Source organism: Phocaeicola salanitronis DSM 18170 (assembly GCF_000190575.1).
Taxonomy (GTDB): Bacteria; Bacteroidota; Bacteroidia; order Bacteroidales; family Bacteroidaceae; genus Phocaeicola; species Phocaeicola salanitronis.
The window spans coordinates 137160-155132 of record NC_015164.1 but is presented as its reverse complement, the minus strand read 5'-3'; the positions used below and the strand labels follow the sequence as shown (position 1 = coordinate 155132).

The following is a 17973-nucleotide window of genomic DNA, read 5'->3' as shown; positions in this document are numbered from 1 at the left end:
GTAATTTGTAAAATCGTAAATAAGACTCTGTGCCTCTGCGTCTCTGTGTTCCACTAATTATCCTTTGTCAATTATCCGCGCAATTGCTTGTCCATAGCCGCGGCGGCACGGCGTCCGTCTCCCATCGCCAGAATCACCGTAGCGCCTCCGCGCACGATGTCGCCTCCGGCATAGATAGTGGCAATGGATGACTGCATATTCTCATTGACCGCAATGGTGCCCTTGCGCCCCAATTCCAATCCCGGAATCGAATTAGGCACAATCGGGTTGGGGGATACGCCTACGCTGACAATCGCCATGTCGATGTCTAAGGTAACGGTCGCACCCGGAATGGGCACCGGACTGCGGCGTCCCGAAGCGTCGGGCTCGCCCAATTCCATCTTCTGGAGAACGACCTGTTTCACACGGCCTTGCTCGTCGGCAATATATTCTATCGGATTGTGCAGTGTCATAAATTCCACTCCCTCTTCTTTGGCATGTTTCACCTCCTCGATACGGGCAGGCATTTCGGCTTCCGAACGGCGGTAAACGATAATGGCGCGTTCGGCTCCCAAGCGGCGCGCCGTACGCACGGAGTCCATAGCCGTATTTCCGCCTCCTACCACTACGACACGTTTGCCGAAAGTGACCGGCGTATCGGAATCCTCACTTGCCGCATCCATCAGGTTGACACGGGTCAGGTATTCATTCGATGACATGATGTTGATAGAGTTCTCTCCGGGTATGTTCATGAAGTTAGGCAGCCCGGCTCCCGAAGCCACGAAAATGCCCTTATACCCTTCCGCCTGCAGGTCGTCTACCGAAATCGTCTTGCCCACAATGCAGTCTTTCACGAACTGCACGCCCATCTTCGCCAGGTTATCAATTTCGACATCCACAATCCTGTTCGGGAGACGGAACTCGGGAATGCCGTATTTCAATACGCCGCCTATCTCGTGCAATGCCTCGAACACGGTTACCTCATAGCCCAATTTCGCCATATCGCCGGCAAACGACAAGCCGGCAGGGCCCGAGCCGACAACCGCCACCTTGATGCCATTCTTTCCGGCTATTTCGGGAACAGAAATATTCCCGCTATCCCGTTCGTAATCGGCTGCAAAACGTTCCAGATAACCGATAGCTACCGCTTCGTGCCCCATCTTCAGGTGGATGCACTTCGACTCGCACTGCTTTTCCTGCGGGCAGACCCGGCCGCATACGGCTGGCAGGGCACTGGTCTGCTTCAACACCCGTGCCGCTTCGAGGAACTCGCCACGCTCGATGTTCTTGATGAATCCCGGAATATTAATGCCAACCGGACAGCCTTCCATACAAGAGGGATTGGCACAATCCAGACAGCGTTTGGCTTCGGTCAGTGCCTGTTCTTCATTCAAGCCGAGGTTGACTTCCTCTTTCCGGCGGTGCGAACGGTATTCGGGGTCTAATTCGTTCATCCTAACGCGGGGGATAGCCGTACGTTCCTTCGGTTTCATCGACTTGCGCAATGCCTCACGCCACGGAGCGCTACGGTCATCCAACGCCTTGACCGCCTCGCATGCATCAGGGTCTACCGGGTCAAGCTTATGGATTTCCTCGCGTTCGATATCGCGGAAAGCCCCCATACGCTTCAGCATTTCATCGAAGTCTACCTGATGCCCGTCGAACTCCGGCCCGTCCACACATACGAACCGGGTCTTCCCTCCTACGGTAATACGGCAGGCGCCACACATACCCGTTCCGTCCACCATAATGGTATTAAGCGACACATCGGTGGGTATATCGTATTTCCGGGTAAGCAGGCAGACGAATTTCATCATCACCGCCGGTCCGATGGCAAAACACTTGTCCACTTTCTCGCGCTTAATGACTTCTTCGACGCCTTCGGTCACCAGCCCTTTCTTTCCGTACGAGCCGTCATCGGTCATGATAATCACCTCGTCCGAGCTTTCGCGCATCTCCTTTTCCAGGATAATCAGTTCCTTGGTACGCCCGGCAAGTACGGTTATCACCCGGTTGCCCGCAGCTTTCAAAGCCTGGACGATAGGCAACATCGGAGCCACGCCGACACCTCCTCCGGCACAAACCACCGTACCGAAGTTCTCGATATGCGTAGCCTTCCCCAACGGCCCCACTACATCGGTAATATAGTCGCCTTCATTCAACTCACACAAACGGGTGGACGACAAGCCCACTTCCTGTACGACCAGCGTAATGGTACCTTTTACCGGGTCGGCACCGGCAATGGTCAAGGGCATACGTTCGCCTTTTTCGCCGACACGTACAATCACGAAATGCCCTGCTTTACGGGATTTGGCAATCAAGGGGGCTTCTACCACCAGCTTGAATACCTTCTCCGAAAAATGTTCTTTAGAAATAATTTTATTCATTGTCTATGTAAATAAGTTAGTTTCAGCAGTTGCAAAGTTAGACTTTTCAAGCACATTTGCCAACCAAATACCAAGAAAGTAACGTTTTTTTCAGGAAAGAATACGAAATATTCGGGCGAAAAGACAATTTGATAGAAAATAAAACCTATCTTTGCCGACAATACAAATGATTCCGTAACCATGACCGAAAGACTGAAAGAGATAAAAGACTGGATAGATGAAGGCAATGTTGACATAGCCGTCAGCCGGTTAAACCAGCTTTTGAACCAGCAGCCCGAGGATGCCGATGACATCTATTACTTACTGGGAAACGCATTCCGCAAGCAAGGAGACTGGCAGGGCGCCCTGAACAATTATCAGGAAGCCATAGACATCAATCCGGACAGTCCGGCATCCGAAGCGCGGAACATGGTGATAGACATTCTTAATTTCTATAACAAAGATATGTTTAATCAATAAATTAAAGATAAGGTTTACTATGGCTAAAATGAAAGGTGTAGTTGTCGTGAATACAGAACGCTGCAAAGGCTGCAACCTATGTGTTGTAGCGTGTCCGTTGCACGTTTTGTCACTCACCTCTAAAGTTAATCAAAAAGGATATAATTATGTACAGCAGATTGTAGAAGACACCTGCAACGGATGTTCTTCGTGCGCCATCGTATGTCCGGACGCATGTCTGACTGTATACAGAGCGAAAGAAGCGTAAGTTCTTAAGGACTTAGAAACTTAAAAACTAAAATTCAAAAAAGATATGGCAGAAGAAGTAGTCTTAATGAAAGGAAACGAAGCCATTGCCCACGCCGCCATCCGGTTCGGCGTAGACGGTTACTTCGGCTATCCTATCACTCCCCAATCAGAAGTATTGGAAACTCTTGCCGAACTGAAACCGTGGGAGACAACCGGCATGGTGGTCCTGCAGGCAGAAAGCGAAGTGGCAGCTATTAATATGGTATACGGAGGCGCCGGCACAGGAAAAATGGTGATGACCTCGTCATCCAGCCCGGGCGTCAGCCTGAAACAGGAAGGCATCTCTTACATCGCAGGTGCCGAACTCCCCTGCCTGGTGGTAAACGTGATGCGCGGAGGTCCCGGACTGGGAACCATCCAGCCCAGCCAGGCCGATTATTTCCAGACAACGAAAGGAGGAGGGCATGGCGATTACCATGTTATCGCATTGGCACCGGCATCGGTACAGGAAATGGCAGACTTCGTAGGACTGGCATTCGAACTGGCTTTCAAATACCGCAACCCGGCAATGATCCTTGCCGACGGTGTTATCGGCCAGATGATGGAAAAAGTCGTATTGCCCGAACCCCGTCCGCGCCGCACGGAAGAAGAAATCATTGCCCAATGCCCTTGGGCGGCTACAGGACGCAAGGGACGCAGACCGAACGTCATCACCTCCCTCGAACTTGACCCGGCGGTAATGGAACAGCGCAACCTGCACCTGCAAGCCAAATATGCGGAAATCGAAGCAAACGAGACACGCTATGAAGAAATCAATTGCGAAGATGCCGAATACCTGATAGTAGCCTTCGGCTCATGTGCCCGCATCGCACAGAAATCAATGGAACATGCACGCGAAGAAGGCATTAAAATCGGCCTGTTCCGCCCCATCACCTTATGGCCCTTCCCAAGCAAAGCCTTGGCAGAACGGGCTAAAAACGTAAAAGGCATCCTTGTTGTCGAATTAAATAGCGGACAGATGATTGAAGACGTCAAACTGGCGGTAGAATGCAACATTCCGGTAGAACATTTCGGACGTTTGGGAGGCATTGTGCCCGACCCGGATGAAGTGGTTGATGCGTTGAAATCTAAAATCATCCGTTAAAACAAGAACAGGCCATGAACAATATAGACCGAATCAGAACCATACTGAATGTCATTTTTATGATAGGAGCACTTGCCTCTGTTATCCTCTATTTCACACAGACCGATGACAAGACACTCTTCTTCTACGTATGCGGAGGCTCTATTTTCATCAAAATGATTGAGTATATGCTCCGTTTTTTACTACGCTAACCGACAAGGAGGATAAATTATGACGAAAGAAGATATAGTAAAACCCGAAAACCTGGTTTATAAGAAACCTACATTGCTGAACGACAACCCGATGCACTATTGCCCGGGATGCAGCCACGGAGTAGTGCACAAATTGATAGCAGAAGTTATCGAAGAAATGGGAATGACCGAAAAAGCCATCGGCATCAGTCCGGTAGGCTGCGCGGTATTTATGTATAATTATTTGGACATAGATTGCCTGGAAGCTGCCCACGGACGCGCACCCGCTTTGGCGGGAGCCATCAAACGCCTATGGCCCGACCGTCTGGTATTCACGTACCAGGGTGACGGAGATTTGGCATGTATCGGTACAGCCGAAAGCATCCATGCCCTGAACCGTGGCGACAATATCACCATTATCTTTATCAACAATGCCATTTACGGCATGACAGGCGGCCAAATGGCTCCCACAACCCTAATCGGCATGAAAACAGCCACTTGCCCTTACGGACGCAATCCGGAAATTCACGGTTACCCGTTGAAGATGACCGAAATAGCCGCTACGCTTCAAGGCACCTGCTACGTGACCCGCCAATCGGTGCAAAACGTGGCAGCCATCCGTAAAGCCAAGAAAGCCATCCGTAAAGCATTCGAAAACTCGATGCAACACAAAGGTTCGAGTTTGGTAGAAATCGTTTCAACCTGCAATTCGGGCTGGAAGATGTCTCCGGAAGCTGCCAACAAATGGATGGAAGAAAACATGTTCCCATTCTATCCGCTGGGAGATTTGAAAGATACGACTATTTAAGTCATGAACTCAAAAACTTAAAACAACATGAAAGAAGAAATCATCATAGCAGGATTTGGCGGACAAGGCGTTTTGTCGATGGGGAAAATCCTTGCCTATTCCGGACTGATGGAAGGCAAGGAAGTTACATGGATGCCTGCCTATGGTCCTGAACAACGTGGAGGCACCGCAAACGTAACTGTCATCATTAGTGACGAACGGATTTCATCGCCGATTCTGAGCAAATACGATACGGCAATTATCTTAAACCAACCTTCTTTGGCTAAATTTGAAGACAAAGTGAAACCGGGCGGCATCCTGATTTATGACGGATACGGCATTATCAATCCTCCTACACGGAAAGACATTCATGTCTACCGCATTGATGCCATGGACGAAGCGAACGAACGCAAAATGGCAAAGACATTCAATATGATTGTTTTAGGAGGCTTATTGAAACTCCGTCCGGTAGTCTCGATAGAAAGTGTCGTGAAAGCCCTTTACAAGACCTTGCCAGAACGCCATCACAAATTGATTCCGATGAACGAAGAAGCTATCCACATCGGTATGGATATCATCAAGGAAGTGAAGTGACTCTCCAAGAGTAAAGGAGTGACGATGTGGCTTTGCGTCGTCACTCCTTTAATAAATATAAACTCCATACACAACTTATCTTGCATTTCGTTTTTCTTTTGTATCTTTGCCTCCATTATGAAGAAGATACTTATTACAGCAATCATAGCATTGATATGCGGAACGATATCCGCACAAAACACCTTATCGAACCAATTCGGCAGTTCTGCTTCAGGAACAGACAGAGACGGATTCGACCGCAATGGCAATCCGATAGACACAACAGCTGTCAACGACGCCAGCACGATTCCGATAGGACTGACCTCGTGGAAAATTGACGCCCGCTTCGGCAACCGCACCGAAGTGCCGGTTGATACACTACAGCATGGCTTTCAGAACACAAACGATACAGGAGGTCCGTACGGGCATTATACCTATTTGGGAAACCTGGGTGCCCCACGTATCGCACATGTGTACTTCGACCGGAAAGACGCCAGCCAATTTTTCTTTTTCGACCCATACGACTACACTGTCCTGCAGCCGCAAGACGTAACCTATACCAATACCAAATCCCCTTTCGTCAACCTGACTTACTATAAACAAGGAAGCAGCCGCGACGGAGAAGAACGGTTCAAAGCCTATTTTGCCGTAAATGCCAATAAACGGCTTGGATTCGGCTTCAATATTGACTACGTGTACGGACGAGGGAAATATGCACACCAATCCACCGCGCTATTCAACGGAAATCTTTTCGCCTATTATTTAGGCGACAAATACAACATGCACTTCAGCTTTATCAATGACAACCTGAAAGTGGCTGAAAACGGAGGTATTACCGATGACCGCTATGTCAGTGCGCCTATTGATATGGCAGAAGGCGGAAGAACCTACGCCAATAGTGAAATTCCTACCAACCTGACTGATATTTGGAACCATAATACAGGATATCATGCTTTTCTGACACACCGTTACAATCTCGGGTTCTACCGTGACAATCCGAATGAGAACGACACCCTCGTGACGCAAGTTTTTGTGCCAGTCACCAGCTTTATGCACACGCTGAAAGTAGATATAGCGAAACGCAAGTACATCTCGCAAAACGAAGAGCAGAATCAAGAATACTTCTTGAACAACTTCTTGCCAGACGTGGAACGGGACAAAACCGATTACCTTGCGGTAAAAAACACGTTCGGCATCTCACTCCGTGAAGGATTCAATAAATGGGCAAAAGCCGGACTGACGGCTTTCATCAGCCATGAGCTCAGGCAGTTTACGATGACCGATACCATTACAGGCACACCCGGGCAACGCATTCCGACCAAATACACTGAAAATGTCATTTCGGTAGGAGGACAATTGATTAAAGAACAAGGAAAGATGTTCCACTACAACGTAACGGGAGAATTCGCCCTGATAGGCGAAGACGCCGGAGCATTCTCGGTAGAAGGAAACGGAAACATGAACTTCCGCCTCTTTAACGACACCGTACGCCTGGAGGCAAACGCATTCATTAAAAACCAGAACCCGACCTTTTATTACCGCCATTTCCATTCGAAGCATTACTGGTGGGACAACAACGATTTGTCTAAAATGATGAGAACCCGCATCGAAGGCAAACTGAGCATTGACCGCTGGCGCACCCAATTGAAGGCAGGAGTGGAGAATATCACAAACTATACTTACTTGGATAATACATCGGTAGTCACAGGTGGAGAGGAAGGTTCGGAAACGTCCGCTTCTTTCCTGAACAATGTAGGCGTAGCCCAACATTCGGGAAGCATTCAGGTGTTCAGTGCTTCGCTCCGCCAAGACTTTAAAGTCGGTATCCTGCACCTTGACAATGAAGTGACTTACCAGACCTCCAGCAACCAGGACATCCTGCCGCTTCCCAAACTTACACTTTACCACAACCTCTACCTCAGTTTCGGACTGGCGAAAAAGGTACTGGAAGTGGAAATGGGTGCCGATGTCCGTTACTTTACAGAATATTATGCACCCGATTATGCACCGGCTATCGGGCAATTCTATCTGCAAAACAAAGAGACACGATATAAACTCGGGAATTATCCGCTACTGAACGGATATATTAACCTGCACCTGAAACGTACCCGTATCTTCCTGATGATGTATAACCTGATTCAAGGACGAGGAGCACACAGCTATTTCCTTGCTCCCCATTATCCATTGAATCCGCGTTTGTTTAAAATCGGCATTTCATGGAACTTCTTTGATTAATCTTTAGCTTATGCGAAAAAAAATGGTCAAGTATGGAATGGCAGCATTTGCCGTTATTATAGGCATTATCGCATTCAATACACAAAAAGAAGAAAAACCGTCCTACCGCCCACGCAACTATGCCGAAATCATCGAATCAGGCGTATTGCGTGCCGTTACAGAATACAACACCATCAGTTATCATGTAACCAATGATACCCTGCAAGGGTTTGATTACGAACTACTGCACGCTTTTGCCTCTGCCCAAAAACTCAGGTTAGAGATAACTCCCGAAATGAGCTTCGAGCAACGGCTAAAAGGAGTAATCGAAGGGAAATACGACATTCTGGCTACAGGCACCGTTGTCACGACCCAATCAAAAGACACCTTGCTTTTTACCCGCCCTTTGACGTTAAGCAAACAAGTATTGGTACAACGCAAGCAAGAAGGGGAAAAAGACAGCACATACATTAAAAGCCAACTGGACTTGGCACACAAAAGGCTGCATGTCATCAAAGGCTCCCCTGCCTTACTCCGGATTCACAACCTGATGAATGAAATAGCCGATACCATTTATATTGAAGACGTAGCCCAATACGGTCCCGAGCAATTGCTTGCCATGGTAGCGGCAAAAGACATCGACTATGCCGTATGCGATGAAAATATAGCCAGCCAGTTGTTGCCACGCTTCCCCAACCTCGACATCAACACAGCCATAAGCTTCACACAATTTTATGCATGGGGCGTAAACAAACACGCTCCTGCCCTGCTCGACAGCCTCAACCTTTGGCTGGACCAATTCAGCAAGACTGAAGCTTACCGCCAACTGCAACAAAAATATTTTAACTGATATATACCTTATAATATGATACAATTAGACACTGTTAACTGGGGCTTTATCGGCTGCGGAGAAGTAACCGAAAAGAAAAGCGGCCCCGCCTTCAACATGATAGAAGGCTCGAAAGTAGTTGCCGTCATGAGCCGTGACGAGGAAAAAGTGAAGTCGTACGCCCGCCGGCACAATATCCCGCGCTGGTATACCGATGCGCAAGAACTGATTGGGGATGAAGACGTAAACGCCATTTATATCGCTACACCGCCTTCTTCACACGCCACATTCGCCATTATGGCGATGAAAGCAGGAAAGCCTGTCTATATCGAAAAACCAATGGCTGCCACATACGAAGACTGTGCCCGCATCAACCGTATCTCACAAGAGACCGGCGTGCCTTGCTTTGTGGCATATTACCGGCGCTATTTGCCTTATTTCCAAAAAGTGCGCCAATTGGTAGAAGAAGGCGAAATCGGCAATGTCATCAATGTTCAAATCCGTTTCGCACAACCTCCGCGTAACCTGGACTATAACAGCACCAACCTGCCTTGGCGGGTACAGCCCGACATTGCAGGAGGAGGTTATTTCTACGACCTGGCTCCTCACCAGCTGGATTTGTTGCAGGAAATGTTCGGTTGCATTCTGGAAGCCGAAGGCTACAAGAGCAACCGGGGCGGATTGTATCAGGCAGAAGACACCATCAGCGCCTGCTTCAAATTTGAATCCGGATTGCCCGGTTCGGGTTCATGGTGCTTTGTGGCACACGAGTCTGCCAAAGAAGACCGCATCGAAATCATCGGAGACAAGGGCATGATTTGTTTCTCGGTCTTCACCTACGAACCTATCGGGCTGCATACCGAGCGCGGACGGGAAGAGATATTGCCTCAAAATCCGCCTTACGTACAGCTCCCGCTAATCAAAGCTGTAGTGGAGCACTTGCAAGGGAAAGCCATCTGTACCTGCGATGGCGTGAGTGCCACTCCCACCAACTGGGTAATGGACCGCATTCTGAACAAACTGTAAGATTCAGATACATTTTACCGGTCCAACAGGCTTGTCCTTTAACGGATAAAAACGCGACAGGCTGCATCATCCGATGCAGCCTGTTACGTTTGCTGATGAGAGCGGTTGTGTTTGCCGATGTGGCTATACGCGTTTTCGCCCGCATATAGCCACATCATTTGGCAAAACAAAAATCAATAATTGAAATTTCCTTCCTTTACATAGACTTTAAAGTCCTTGATGCCGCCGGGCACATTGCTTTCCATACGGGGCAGATATTGGATTGCAGTCAGGGTATGCTTCGCTCCCAAATCAATTACAACCGCATGAGGATAAGCCGAACCGGTTTCGGTACTCCAGTAAGTAGACTCCTGCAAATCGAAAATCTTATCCGCCGAACGGTTTACCTGCGATACATCTTCGCTATCCGCATATTTTACAATCCACGGTTCACGCGAAAGACGTTCTCCGTTTTCATCAAGCAGATACATTTCGGCAATACATGCCAAGTCTTTTCCGTCTTGCGCATTCAAGGCTTCTATGCAGACATAACGTCCCGAAACCGGCTTGCCGAATTTCATTTCCTGCCATCCGTTGCCCGCTTTGAAGCTTCCGCTCAATACCGGGGTTTCTCCCGCAAGCCGGAGCTCTTCACCCTCGTTGCGATGGGTCAACGGCTTATTCACCAGCAACTGGTTCAATATCGGCTCTTCCAGACCTTCCGTACGGGCTTCTTTCGGACCAACGATATCGAATACAAGAATTTCGTTTTCGCCTTCCTTCAGCCAGCAACCCGGCATGTAAAGCGTCTGCTGAGGACCGATTTCCCAAATACGGCCGATGCCATATCCGTTTACATAAACCAAGCCTTTGCCCCATGTTTCAAAGTTCAAGAACGTATCGCCCGGCTTCTCTACGTGGAATGTAGCCCGGTAGCAACCCGGCACACGCTGGCCTTGCGCATCTTTTACCGATTTCAGCGGTTCAAACTTCAAACCTTTATACCCTTCGTAACGGTCTTCCAGGTTATAAACCTTCCAGCCTTTCAATTCGGTAGTACGTCCTCCGTTCTTCAATTCGACCTTTTCGGTAATTCCTTTAAAGTCTTTGATAGCCCGTCCGAAATTGATACGTCCCATGGCTTCCACCAAGATATCCAATTGCGCGCCTTCGGCACATGCCGGAATATCCAGTTGCTTTTCCCCGTTCCGGCGGTCCAGTTTGCCGATATATTTCCCGTCAATAAAGATTTGTGCATAATCGTGAGCTTCGGTTACGGTAAGTGTAGCCGAACGGTCAATCTTGGGCAAAGTTGTGCGGTAAAGAATGCTTCCGAATCCCTGATCGTACTCTTCCATCGTGCGGATGGTATCATCGCTCTTCGGTTCGGGCAGATTAGCGAACAGCGGAGCCACTTCGGTAAACTCGAAAGCCGGTACGGAGATAGTCGGGATATCATCGGGCACTTTAGCCTGCTTCTTTCCGTCCATATATTTCGCCAAGGTCTCACGCAATTTCTCGTATTTCGGCGTAATCTTTCCCGATTCGCTGATAGGCGCATCATAATCATACGAAGTCACATCCGGTGCAAATCCGGGCGAGTTAGCACCTGCCCAGTGTCCCCAGTTGGTACCGCCGTGAGTCATGTAAAGGCTGAACGAAATACCCTTTGAAAGCATTTCATCAATGCCGGCAATCATATCATCTGCCGCACGGGTCTCGTGATTGGCTCCCCATTTGTCGAACCATCCGCTCCAGAACTCGCTGCACATCAACGGGCTGTCGGGACGTACCTTCTTCAAAGGAGCGAATTGCTCATCGATATTCGCACCCGTACCGAAGTTCATGGTCCACACCAAATCGTCTAATGCATTGAGTTGGAAATTGGATGCCCAGTCGCATTGGAATAAGGTCACATCGCCGAAATTCCCGCGCACGATGTCGCGTATCTTCGCTACATATTCCTTGCTTTCGCCATACGAACCGTATTCATTCTCTACCTGCACCATAATAATAGGACCGCCCTTCTGTATGGTCAATCCAGCCACCTGATTGGCAACTTCCTTCTCGAAGATAGCCACACGTTCCAGGAAATACGGGTCGTCCTCACGCAAACGGATGTCTTTTTTCTTTAAAAGCCACCAGGGCAGACCGCCCATTTCCCACTCGGCACATACATACGGACCGGGACGAAGGATGACATACATATCGTTCTTCTGGCACAGGCGGCAAAACTCAGCCAAGTCCTTTTGCCCGGTAAAGTCGAACTCTCCCGGCTTCTCTTCATGGAAATTCCAGAAAACATACAGGCAAATCGTGTTCATGCCCAAAGCCTTACATTGCTTGATGCGATGCTCCCAATAGGCACGCGGAATACGCGGGTAATGCAATTCGGCTGCCTTTACCACAAAAGGCTCTCCGTTGAGCAAGAAAGTCCCCTTTCCTGCTTCGAATGTTCCACTCTCGGTTTTTGGCGAACACGACTGGAAGCCAGCCATCGCCCCAAACGAAAGCAGAAGCGACACGCCAATGGTTGACCATTTATTCATACATTTTTTTTTTAAGTTAACAAATAAGTTTCAATAGAGCCGTAGCCTCTCTCGTTCGCAAAGATAATGAAAAAAGATTCGTCCCAATAGGAACAAATCGGTCAATTTGGCATGACAAACCAATCAAAAAGCCGAAAAAGCATACACCGTAACGGATAATCTTTTATCTTTGTTTAGCTATTAACGAATCTAATCAAAAAAACGAATAAACCATGAATTGCAAAACAACTATCCTGACTCTAATCACACTGATTCTGGGAGGAATGTCTACAGTACAGGCATCCCAAACAGAAGAAAAAGACTATGTAGGCTATCTCTTCACGTATTTCACCGGAAACCACATCAGTGAAGAAGCGGTACGTTTTGCCGTCAGTATGGACGGGTATTCTTTTTATGCACTGAACGGCAACAAGCCGGTGCTCGACTCGAAAGTCATCAGTTCGACCGGAGGCGTACGCGACCCGCATATCCTGCGGTGTGAAGACGGAAAGACTTTCTACATGGTCGTGACCGATATGGTATCGGATAACGGATGGGATTCGAACCGCGCTCTGGTGATGCTGAAATCTACCGACCTTGTCAACTGGTCGCACTCCATCATCAACATGCAGAAGCGTTATAAAGGACAGGAAAAACTGAAACGTGTATGGGCGCCTCAGACCATCTTCGATAAAGAAGCAGGCAAGTATATGCTTTACTGGTCCATGCAATACGAAGGCGGACCGGACGTTATTTATTACGCATACGCCAACGAGGACTTCACCGACCTGACCGGTGAACCTAAACCTTTATTTATACCTGCCGACAAGAAATCCTGCATTGACGGAGACATTGTCTATAAAGACGGAGTGTACCATTTATTCTATAAAACAGAAGGACATGGAAACGGCATCAAAACAGCCACTACCCGCTCGCTCACTTCAGGAGAATGGAAAGAAAGCCCCGACTACAAGCAACAGACCAAGGAAGCGGTAGAAGGTGCAGGCACATTCAAACTGATAGGACAGGACAAATACATCCTGATGTATGACGTATATATAAAAGGTGCCTATCAGTTTACCGAGACAAGCGACCTGGAACATTTCAAGGTTATTGACCATGCCGTCAGTATGGATTTCCATCCGCGCCACGGAACCGTTATCCCCATTACCCGTGCTGAACTGAAACGCATTACAGATAAATGGGGAAAGCCGGAGGAACTGGGCGAATTGCCTCAGAATCCGGTATTGCCCGGTTTTCATGCCGACCCGGAAATACTTTATTCAAAGAAAACCGATAAATATTACATTTATTCCACTACCGACGGTCAGCCCGGTTGGGGAGGCTGGTATTTCACGGCATTCTCTTCTCCCGACCTGAAAGACTGGACTTACGAAGGCGTAATCCTCGACCTGCGCTCTCCACAAGTTCCTTGGGCAAACGGCAATGCATGGGCACCCGCCATTGAAGAAAAACTGATAGACGGAAAATACAAATACTTCTTCTATTATAGCGGCAACCCGAACGACAATTCGCGCAAACAAATCGGTGTAGCCGTAGCCGACTCGCCCACAGGTCCGTTTAAGGACATGGGACAACCCATCATCACCGATTCTCCTGCCGGACACGGGCAGCAAATTGATGTGGATGTATTTACCGACCCCATGACAGGCACTCCTTATATATATTGGGGAAACGGTTACATGGCAGGAGCCGAACTGAACAGCGATATGGTATCGGTAAAGAAAGAAACCATCAAGGTGTTGACTCCCAAAGGCGGAAGCCTGAAAGACTATGCCTACCGCGAAGCCCCGTATGTATTCTACCGGAAAGGTACCTATTACTTCTTATGGTCGGTAGACGATACCGGCTCGCCCAACTATCATGTGGCATACGGCACATCCGATTCGCCTCTCGGTCCGATAAAGGTAGCCAAAGACCCTATCGTAACCATTCAAGACCCGGCTAAAGAAATCTACGGACCGGCACATAACTCAGTCATACGCAAACCCGGCACCGATGAATGGTACATCGTCTACCACCGCATCAACAAGAATTATCTGGATAAAGACAAAGGTCCGGGCGTACACCGCGAAGTCTGCATCGACCGGCTTGAGTTCAATGAAGACGGAACCATCAAACGCGTGACATTAACCAAATAAGAATCTGAAACATGAAACATTTTATACAGCTTGCAGCATATTGTGCCTGCATGGGACTTGTGCCTGTACAGGCATCCGCACAAGTAGGACTAAGCCAACCCGACTCGATTTACCTGTTCTCGTATGCCACTACACCGGACGAAGGGCGAAGCGGACTGAAATTCGCCTGGAGCAGAGACGGAGAAGAATGGTTCAGCATCGGGAACGGACACGGATACGTCAAATGTGATTACGGAGCGTGGGGAAAAGAAAAACGGATGATAAAACCCGAACTGTACCGCGACGCACAAGGCGTATGGCATTGCATTTGGCAACTGAATGGCAATGGAAAAGAATTCGCGCATGCCGCTTCGGATGACCTGCTGAACTGGAAAAGACAAAGCTACTTTACTGATGCCCAATACAAGGAATATATCTCCGATGCGTGGAGCAAATATCCGCAACAGACCGCCAAGATAAATAACACGCCCGAAGAAGGTACATTGCAAAAAGTCGCTTGGTATGACGTAGAACGCCTGCAACGGTTTGCCGAAAGTTGCGAATACCGGAATCAGTTGTATAATGAGCAAACCGACCAAGACAAGACCCGTTTTGCCGACCTCAAACCTGTCAATTTAGAACTGACCGTACAACCTGAAAAGGAAAAAGCCATCAGCGATAAACTCATCGGTGTATTCTTCGAAGACATCAACTATGGAGCAGACGGAGGCTTATACGCCGAACTGGTACAAAACCGCGACTTCGAATATGTAGCAGGAGAAAACCATCGGGTAAAAGAATGGGGACCTACTTATGCCTGGTCTTTGAAAGGCGAAGGAGCGGAAATGAGCATACAAACCTCCTCTCCCATTCATCCAAACAACTCGCACTACTTATCCTTGAAAGTAAACCAAGCCGGAGCGGAACTGAGCAATACCGGATTTGACGGCATGGTCATTAAGGAAGGCGAGAAATACGATTTCTCATTCTTCGCCCGCACAGCCGGGAAAAGCGGAAAGGCAAAAATCAGCCTATACAGTCCTGACGGCTCTGTACTTGCCAACAAAACGGTAAGCATATCTTCTAAAGACTGGAAAAAAGTTTCTACAACCCTACAGGCAAAAGCCTCTGCCGATGCTGCCACATTGGGCATAAGCCTATTGACAGAAGGAGAATACGACTTGGACATGGTTTCACTCTTCCCTCAAAATACCTTCAAAGGGCATAAGAACGGACTCCGTCCCGACCTTGCACAAGCCATTGCAGACATCCGACCGCGCTTTGTACGTTTCCCCGGAGGTTGTGCTTCGCATGGACAAGGATTGGAAAACATCTATCGCTGGAAAAATACGGTAGGTCCATTAGAAACCCGCAAGCCCATGAAAAACATTTGGGGATACCATCAGACCATGGGAATAGGCTATTTCGAATACTTCCAGTTCTGCGAAGACATCGGTGCCGAACCTTTACCGGTAATCGCTGCAGGTGTGCCTTGCCAAAACTCGGCATGCATTCCGGGCAAATTGCTGAGCGGAGGACAACAGGGAGGTATTCCAATGGAAGAAATGGACGCATACATTCAAGACATCCTCGACTTGATTGACTATGCCAACGGTGACCCGAAGAAAAGCCAATGGGCTAAACTGCGTGCAGAATCGGGACACCCGAAACCGTTCAATATGAAATACATCGGAATAGGAAATGAAGACCTGATAACCGATGTTTTCGAAGAACGTTTCACCTTGATTTATGATGCCATTAAGAAACATCATCCCGAAATTACGGTTATCGGCACAGTAGGCCCGTTCTATGAAGGAACAGATTACGAAGAAGGCTGGAACTTGGCAGACCGCCTGAACGTGCCAATGGTCGACGAGCATTATTACAATACACCGGGCTGGTTTATCTACAATCAGAACTATTACGACAAATACGACCGCTCGAAATCGAAAGTCTATTTAGGCGAATATGCTGCCCACTTGCCCGGACGTCCCAATAATATTGAAACCGCATTGGCAGAAGCCCTGTATCTGACTGCTGTAGAAAGAAACGGCGACATGGTGTTGATGACTTCGTATGCACCGCTATTGGCGAAAGAAGGCTACACGCAATGGAACCCGGACCTGATTTACTTCAACAACAAAGAAGTAAAACCCTCGGTAGGATATTATACCCAATTGCTGTATGGTCAAAACTCAGGCGACCGTTACCTGCCTGCCGAAAGTAAAATTGATAACAACCGGAACGATGTACGCAGCCGAATCGCTTCTTCCATCGTGCGTGACAGCCAAACCGGAGATTTAATCATCAAGTTAGTTAATCTGCTTCCCGCAGCTGTCAACTCCCAACTGAATCTTCCGGCAGACGCCAAAGACAAGCAAGCCAAAGTAACCGTTCTCTCTGGAGACCCTGACGACCAGAATGCCAAACCGGTAGAAAAGGCATTAGAAGCCAGTGACAAGTTATCTTACACCCTACCGCCTTACTCATTCAGCGTAATTCGGTTCTCGGCAAAAGAATAACTAAAAAACACAGAGACACAAAGGCACAGAGTTTTATAATTTAAATATTTCCTCTGTCCCTTTGTGTCTCTGTGTTCAATTCATTTAATCCTATAAAGCCCTTCCCGCACAATACGATGCATACTGATAACTCGTATTCTCGTAATACATCGAGCTGTTATAATTATCTATCTTAGGAACTATCCACGAATTGTAGACCTCAATAAGTGCACTGATAATGTCTTTATGAGATTCTTCCGACACTTTCAACACTAACCGTTGCATCACTTTTCCTATATCCCAATGTGTCGGCACATTGTCTTCCGCTTTAGCCACATTGTCATATTTCCCGATGGATATATGATATTTATTTATTATTTCGCTTGTCACTTTATCAATATTCTCACAATGGTAAACCTCAGCCAAATCATAAAAATGTTCCAGCCCTGTATGTCCCAAAGCATTTACGATTATCTTACGCTCATTCTTCGTCTTTCGTGCTACATATTCAATCAAGCTGCACACGAAAAACAAATCATTCAGCTTGCGATCTTCCCTACCATTCATTCCTTTACCTCCTCATAACCTTTATAAGTAATACACTTTAAAGCATCCCATGTGCAGAAACTTATCTGATGCGTAGGATATTTAAATTTTGCCAATACCCAAAACTGCTCTCTCGTAAGAACACCATTCATAAAATCTGCCACATAATTATATATCTGATCATTTGCCATTGCACCTATCACAATATCATAGTTATGAGGCTTTCCGCTTCGGCAAGCAACTATAAAATCCAACCATTCATCTGTCATACCGTCGAATTGTAAAATCTTCAAAGCGTCATTCCTATGATAATCATACATATTCACTATTGGCGTATCATACCGCTTTGCCCATTTTACTGCTTGTCTCTTCAATTCTGTACAATAAAATCCTTCCCCGAAATCTTTCGTAAATTTACCTCTTACGATTTCGGGAGAAGGTATTGCCATATAGCTTCCGTGATATAACTCCATAACAAGAAA

At 47.7% G+C, this 17973-nt stretch carries 15 protein-coding genes; 11 read left to right on the top strand and 4 right to left on the bottom strand.

The genetic code is table 11. The annotated features are described in order from the left end of the window. Window positions 1-71 precede the first annotated feature (71 nt). Window positions 72-2366, bottom strand: coding sequence for a bifunctional dihydroorotate dehydrogenase B NAD binding subunit/NADPH-dependent glutamate synthase (locus BACSA_RS00700; protein WP_013616209.1), 2295 nt, complete (start codon window positions 2364-2366; stop codon window positions 72-74). A gap of 180 nt (window positions 2367-2546) precedes the next feature. Here BACSA_RS00700 and BACSA_RS00695 point away from each other — a divergent pair, with 180 nt between their 5' ends. The 9 genes from BACSA_RS00695 to BACSA_RS00665 all read left to right on the top strand — a co-directional run bounded on the left by BACSA_RS00695 (window position 2547) and on the right by BACSA_RS00665 (window position 9796). Next, entirely contained in the window at window positions 2547-2825 is a 279-nt protein-coding gene (locus tag BACSA_RS00695; RefSeq protein WP_013616208.1) for a tetratricopeptide repeat protein, read from the top strand. A gap of 19 nt (window positions 2826-2844) precedes the next feature. After that, window positions 2845-3072 (top strand): 4Fe-4S binding protein, encoded by a 228-nt coding sequence (locus tag BACSA_RS19055; RefSeq protein WP_013616207.1) that lies wholly within the window; start codon window positions 2845-2847, stop codon window positions 3070-3072. A gap of 45 nt (window positions 3073-3117) precedes the next feature. Next, the gene (locus BACSA_RS00690) at window positions 3118-4197 is read left to right on the top strand and encodes a 3-methyl-2-oxobutanoate dehydrogenase subunit VorB (RefSeq protein WP_013616206.1); all 1080 of its coding nucleotides are present in this window, start codon (window positions 3118-3120) and stop codon (window positions 4195-4197) included. Between the two features lie 14 nt (window positions 4198-4211). Continuing rightward, complete coding sequence (locus BACSA_RS20005) at window positions 4212-4388, top strand: hypothetical protein (RefSeq protein ID WP_013616205.1); 177 nt, start codon at window positions 4212-4214, stop codon at window positions 4386-4388. Between the two features lie 19 nt (window positions 4389-4407). After that, a complete protein-coding gene (locus tag BACSA_RS00685) occupies window positions 4408-5175 on the top strand; it encodes a thiamine pyrophosphate-dependent enzyme (RefSeq protein ID WP_013616204.1) in 768 nt (255 codons plus the stop codon). Window positions 5176-5202: 27 nt separating this feature from the next. Continuing rightward, a complete protein-coding gene (locus tag BACSA_RS00680; RefSeq protein ID WP_013616203.1) occupies window positions 5203-5748 on the top strand; it encodes a 2-oxoacid:acceptor oxidoreductase family protein in 546 nt (181 codons plus the stop codon). A 117-nt stretch (window positions 5749-5865) separates the two neighbouring features. Beyond that, on the top strand, window positions 5866-7962 hold the full coding sequence (locus tag BACSA_RS00675; RefSeq protein ID WP_013616202.1) for a putative porin: 2097 nt from the start codon (window positions 5866-5868) through the stop codon (window positions 7960-7962). Window positions 7963-7972: 10 nt separating this feature from the next. After that, window positions 7973-8791: a transporter substrate-binding domain-containing protein gene (locus BACSA_RS00670; RefSeq protein WP_041583808.1), complete on the top strand. Its 819-nt coding sequence runs from the start codon at window positions 7973-7975 to the stop codon at window positions 8789-8791. A gap of 15 nt (window positions 8792-8806) precedes the next feature. After that, a complete protein-coding gene (locus BACSA_RS00665) occupies window positions 8807-9796 on the top strand; it encodes a Gfo/Idh/MocA family protein (RefSeq protein WP_013616200.1) in 990 nt (329 codons plus the stop codon). Window positions 9797-9969: 173 nt separating this feature from the next. On the opposite strand, the gene BACSA_RS00660 is transcribed toward BACSA_RS00665, so the two are convergent. Next, window positions 9970-12324, bottom strand: a complete 2355-nt coding sequence (locus BACSA_RS00660; RefSeq protein WP_013616199.1) for a beta-galactosidase — start codon at window positions 12322-12324, stop codon at window positions 9970-9972. Between the two features lie 263 nt (window positions 12325-12587). On the opposite strand from BACSA_RS00660, the gene BACSA_RS00655 reads away from it, so the two are divergent. Together BACSA_RS00655 and BACSA_RS00650 are read left to right on the top strand one after the other, a co-directional pair. Next, window positions 12588-14465, top strand: coding sequence for a family 43 glycosylhydrolase (locus tag BACSA_RS00655; protein WP_245546613.1), 1878 nt, complete (start codon window positions 12588-12590; stop codon window positions 14463-14465). 11 nt (window positions 14466-14476) lie between these two features. Continuing rightward, window positions 14477-16966: an alpha-L-arabinofuranosidase C-terminal domain-containing protein gene (locus BACSA_RS00650; RefSeq protein ID WP_013616197.1), complete on the top strand. Its 2490-nt coding sequence runs from the start codon at window positions 14477-14479 to the stop codon at window positions 16964-16966. 90 nt (window positions 16967-17056) lie between these two features. Here BACSA_RS00650 and BACSA_RS00645 read toward each other — a convergent pair whose 3' ends face one another. Further along, window positions 17057-17512: a hypothetical protein gene (locus BACSA_RS00645; RefSeq protein WP_013616196.1), complete on the bottom strand. Its 456-nt coding sequence runs from the start codon at window positions 17510-17512 to the stop codon at window positions 17057-17059. Continuing rightward, window positions 17509-17964, bottom strand: coding sequence for a DUF3990 domain-containing protein (locus BACSA_RS00640; RefSeq protein WP_013616195.1), 456 nt, complete (start codon window positions 17962-17964; stop codon window positions 17509-17511). The genes BACSA_RS00645 and BACSA_RS00640 overlap by 4 nt, the downstream gene beginning before the upstream one ends. Window positions 17965-17973 lie beyond the last annotated feature (9 nt).

What these genes read in the sequence shown, in the direction of transcription:
- BACSA_RS00645 (WP_013616196.1), bottom strand. Translation starts at nt 17,512, where the DNA reads ATGAATGGTAGGGAAGATCGCAAGCTGAATGATTTGTTTTTCGTGTGC.
- BACSA_RS00690 (WP_013616206.1), top strand. Translation starts at nt 3,118, where the DNA reads ATGGCAGAAGAAGTAGTCTTAATGAAAGGAAACGAAGCCATTGCCCAC.
- BACSA_RS00680 (WP_013616203.1), top strand. Translation starts at nt 5,203, where the DNA reads ATGAAAGAAGAAATCATCATAGCAGGATTTGGCGGACAAGGCGTTTTG.
- BACSA_RS00665 (WP_013616200.1), top strand. Translation starts at nt 8,807, where the DNA reads ATGATACAATTAGACACTGTTAACTGGGGCTTTATCGGCTGCGGAGAA.
- BACSA_RS19055 (WP_013616207.1), top strand. Translation starts at nt 2,845, where the DNA reads ATGGCTAAAATGAAAGGTGTAGTTGTCGTGAATACAGAACGCTGCAAA.
- BACSA_RS00660 (WP_013616199.1), bottom strand. Translation starts at nt 12,324, where the DNA reads ATGAATAAATGGTCAACCATTGGCGTGTCGCTTCTGCTTTCGTTTGGG.
- BACSA_RS00700 (WP_013616209.1), bottom strand. Translation starts at nt 2,366, where the DNA reads ATGAATAAAATTATTTCTAAAGAACATTTTTCGGAGAAGGTATTCAAG.
- BACSA_RS00675 (WP_013616202.1), top strand. Translation starts at nt 5,866, where the DNA reads ATGAAGAAGATACTTATTACAGCAATCATAGCATTGATATGCGGAACG.
- BACSA_RS00695 (WP_013616208.1), top strand. Translation starts at nt 2,547, where the DNA reads ATGACCGAAAGACTGAAAGAGATAAAAGACTGGATAGATGAAGGCAAT.
- BACSA_RS20005 (WP_013616205.1), top strand. Translation starts at nt 4,212, where the DNA reads ATGAACAATATAGACCGAATCAGAACCATACTGAATGTCATTTTTATG.
- BACSA_RS00655 (WP_245546613.1), top strand. Translation starts at nt 12,588, where the DNA reads ATGTCTACAGTACAGGCATCCCAAACAGAAGAAAAAGACTATGTAGGC.
- BACSA_RS00685 (WP_013616204.1), top strand. Translation starts at nt 4,408, where the DNA reads ATGACGAAAGAAGATATAGTAAAACCCGAAAACCTGGTTTATAAGAAA.
- BACSA_RS00640 (WP_013616195.1), bottom strand. Translation starts at nt 17,964, where the DNA reads ATGGAGTTATATCACGGAAGCTATATGGCAATACCTTCTCCCGAAATC.
- BACSA_RS00650 (WP_013616197.1), top strand. Translation starts at nt 14,477, where the DNA reads ATGAAACATTTTATACAGCTTGCAGCATATTGTGCCTGCATGGGACTT.
- BACSA_RS00670 (WP_041583808.1), top strand. Translation starts at nt 7,973, where the DNA reads ATGCGAAAAAAAATGGTCAAGTATGGAATGGCAGCATTTGCCGTTATT.